Raw genomic sequence first — 2643 nt, 5'->3', positions numbered from 1 at the left:
GTCGTCGTCGGTCCGGTAGGCCGGGGTGACGATCCGCGGACGCTCCGCGCCCGGTGCATCGGCGGGGGCGGACCGGTCAGCCGCAGCCGGGCGGTCGGCTGGGCTGGGACGCTCAACCTCCGCGGGGCGCGCGGGGGCGTCCCGGCCGTACAACCAGTCGAGGTCAGCCTGCCGGCCACCGGAGGGCTCATTCATGGCCCAAACGCTACCCGCCGGTGGTGTCGAGGGGCTGCAGGGCAGCTCGTTCCTGCTGCGCCACCGCGGCGCGGGTCTCGGCGTCCCCGCCGGCCGCAATAACCGTCGAGCCACCGCCGAGCAGCGGCGCCACCAGCGTCCGGCAGACCGTTCGCCACGGGTCGGCCTCGGGAACCACCAGCCGACGCTCACCGGACGGCTCGACCTCGGACAGGTCCTTCCAGCTGTAGTCGCGCCCGGCGCGGAAGCAGACCGGTCGGGTGGCGGGGGCCCGCCAGTGCACGTCGGGCTGGCTGAGCACCTCGACGTTGTCGGTCACGCCGGACGGCCTGCTGTCGAACCCGGCGCCCAGCGGGTGCAGCGAGCAGGCGATGGTCTCCACGCCCGGCACCGGGTGGGCGTCGTGCGGGCCGACCACCATCGCGTCGGGGGTGTCGTTGGACGCCAGCTCGTCGGGGCGGGCGGCCAGCACCAGCCCGCCCAGCTGCCAGGTGGCCATCGTCCACACCAGGCCGACCCAGTGCCCGGGATGGCTGACCAACAGGCTGACGGCGATCCGGGGGCAGTCCTCGGCGTCCATCGACACCAGCAGGTTGGCCGACTTGTCGACCCAGTTGGCGAAGGTGCGCGCGGACAGCTCGGTACGGAGCCCCTGGTCGAGGTCGTACCAGGTGATCAGCGGGCGGCTGCCTTCGGAGGCGACCCTGCGCTCCAGTTCGTCGAGGGGGTCCCCGGCTGATCGGGGACGAGCTGACAGGACCATTCGTCCATGCTAGGCGGGGGTGGCCACGGCAGGCGGCTAGATTGTCGATGTGCGCTACGTCGTGATCATGGCCGGCGGCTCGGGCAAGCGGTTGTGGCCCTTGTCGCGTCAGGGTGAACCCAAGCAACTGCTGCCGCTGTTCGACGGGCAGAGCCTGCTGCAGCTCGCCTATCAACGGGTGCTGCAGGCGGTCGGACCGGAGCAGGTGCTGGTGTGCACTGGCGCCGCCTACGCCGACGTGGTGCTTGAGCAGCTGCCCGGGCTGGCGCCGGAGAACCTGCTGGGCGAACCCGAGGGCCGTGACTCGTTGAACGCGGTGGCCTGGCCGGCCGCGGTGCTGGCCCGACGCGATCCGGACGCCGTGGTCGCGATGGTCACCGCCGACCAGCTGATCAACCCGGTGGACACCTTCGCCGATGCGCTGGCCGCCGGCTTCCGGCTGGCCACCGACATCCCCGACGTGCTGGTGACCTTCGGCGTCCTGCCCACCAGCCCGCACACCGGCTACGGCTACCTGGCCCGCGGCGCCGACATCGACGGCTACGGCACAGCAAGCTGGGTCACCGAGTTCAAGGAGAAACCCGACCAGGCCACCGCGCAGGCCTACCTGGCCTCGGGCGGATACTGGTGGAACGCCGGCATGTTCGTCTGGCGCGCCCGGACGCTGCTCGACCAGTTGGCCGTCCTGCTGCCGCAGACCCACACCAAGGTCCTCCAGCTGGCCGAGCAGCCCGAGCGGCTGGCCGAGATCTACCCGCAGCTGCTGAAGACCTCGGTCGACTACGCCGTGATGGAGCCGGTGGCCCGCGGTGAGGGCTCGGCGCGGGTCGCGGCGATCGCGCTGGACATCGACTGGGCCGATGTCGGCAGCTTCGCCGCGCTGCGGGCGGTATTGCCGCAGGACCCGGCCGGCAACGCCGTGGTCGGCCCGGTGGTGGTGCGCGATTCGACCGGGAACCTGCTGGTGAACACCGACCACGGCAGCGTGCTGGCGGTTGCGGGTGCGCAAGACTTGGTGGTGGTTCGTACCCCCGAGGCGACGCTGGCCGCCACCCTGGCAGCATCCCAGCAGATCAAGGAGCTGGCCGAGCAGGTGGCCGACCAGGTGTCGCCCGAGCTGGCCTGAACGGAGAGCGATGATCGACTATCTGAAGCGGTTGCGACGGCCCGGGCTGATCGCGGTGCTGGTGGTGATCGGCGTGCTGGTGATCACCACCGTCGGGCACTTCATCGTCCTGTTGACCAGGGGCAACGGGTTGGCCGGCGCCGCCCGGCTGGCCGGGGCCAGTTCGCCGTCACTGCTGTGGGTGTTCGCGGCCATCGTGCTGGCTTTCGCCTGCGTGCTCGCCCGGCCCCGGGTGGCCGACTCCCAGAGGCTGGTCAGTGCCGCCGCCGGGGTGGTGGCGGCCTCGGCCGGGGTGGGCCTGGTCTTCTGGGTGCTCTCGCTGTTCGGCACCTGGACCGTGGGCACGGTGCTGGGCGCGCTCGGCGGTTTGATCGAGATCCTCGCCAAGGGTGCCTGCGGCTGGGTGCTGTGGCGAATGCGCGGGATCAACGCCGAGGAGCACGCCCGGCTCGAATCCAGTACGCCCAGCACCGGCGAGCCGGAGGGTCAGGCACCGGTCTGGAACCCCCAGCAGGCCACCGGCCTGCAGTGGTCACGCGCCGGGGACGCGGCTTCCGGC

3 protein-coding genes and 1 pseudogene are annotated in these 2643 nt (G+C 71.9%); 2 read left to right on the top strand and 2 right to left on the bottom strand.

Going from position 1 to position 2643, the window contains the following annotated elements:
• Together WBL05_RS01610 and WBL05_RS01605 are read right to left on the bottom strand one after the other, a co-directional pair.
• Nucleotides 1–195 (bottom strand): annotated as a pseudogene (locus WBL05_RS01610) (hypothetical protein); the annotation flags it as partial.
• A 10-nt stretch (nucleotides 196–205) separates the two neighbouring features.
• Nucleotides 206–958, bottom strand: a complete 753-nt coding sequence (locus WBL05_RS01605) for a TIGR03089 family protein (RefSeq protein ID WP_424223316.1) — start codon at nucleotides 956–958, stop codon at nucleotides 206–208.
• A 49-nt stretch (nucleotides 959–1007) separates the two neighbouring features.
• Here WBL05_RS01605 and WBL05_RS01600 point away from each other — a divergent pair, with 49 nt between their 5' ends.
• Both WBL05_RS01600 and WBL05_RS01595 read left to right on the top strand, forming a co-directional pair.
• Nucleotides 1008–2084, top strand: coding sequence for a mannose-1-phosphate guanylyltransferase (locus WBL05_RS01600; RefSeq protein WP_424223314.1), 1077 nt, complete (start codon nucleotides 1008–1010; stop codon nucleotides 2082–2084).
• 10 nt (nucleotides 2085–2094) lie between these two features.
• On the top strand, nucleotides 2095–2643 hold a 549-nt coding region (locus tag WBL05_RS01595; protein WP_424223312.1), incomplete at its 3' end, for a hypothetical protein.

The organism is Brooklawnia sp., from assembly GCF_049651565.1.
Lineage (GTDB): Bacteria > Actinomycetota > Actinomycetes > Propionibacteriales > Propionibacteriaceae > Brooklawnia.
Note: the sequence above shows the minus strand (reverse complement) of the source record. Positions and strands in the feature narration are given on the sequence as shown.

Coding starts and splice junctions, on each gene's coding strand:
- WBL05_RS01605 (WP_424223316.1), bottom strand. CDS start 958: ATGGTCCTGTCAGCTCGTCCCCGATCAGCCGGGGACCCCCTCGACGAA.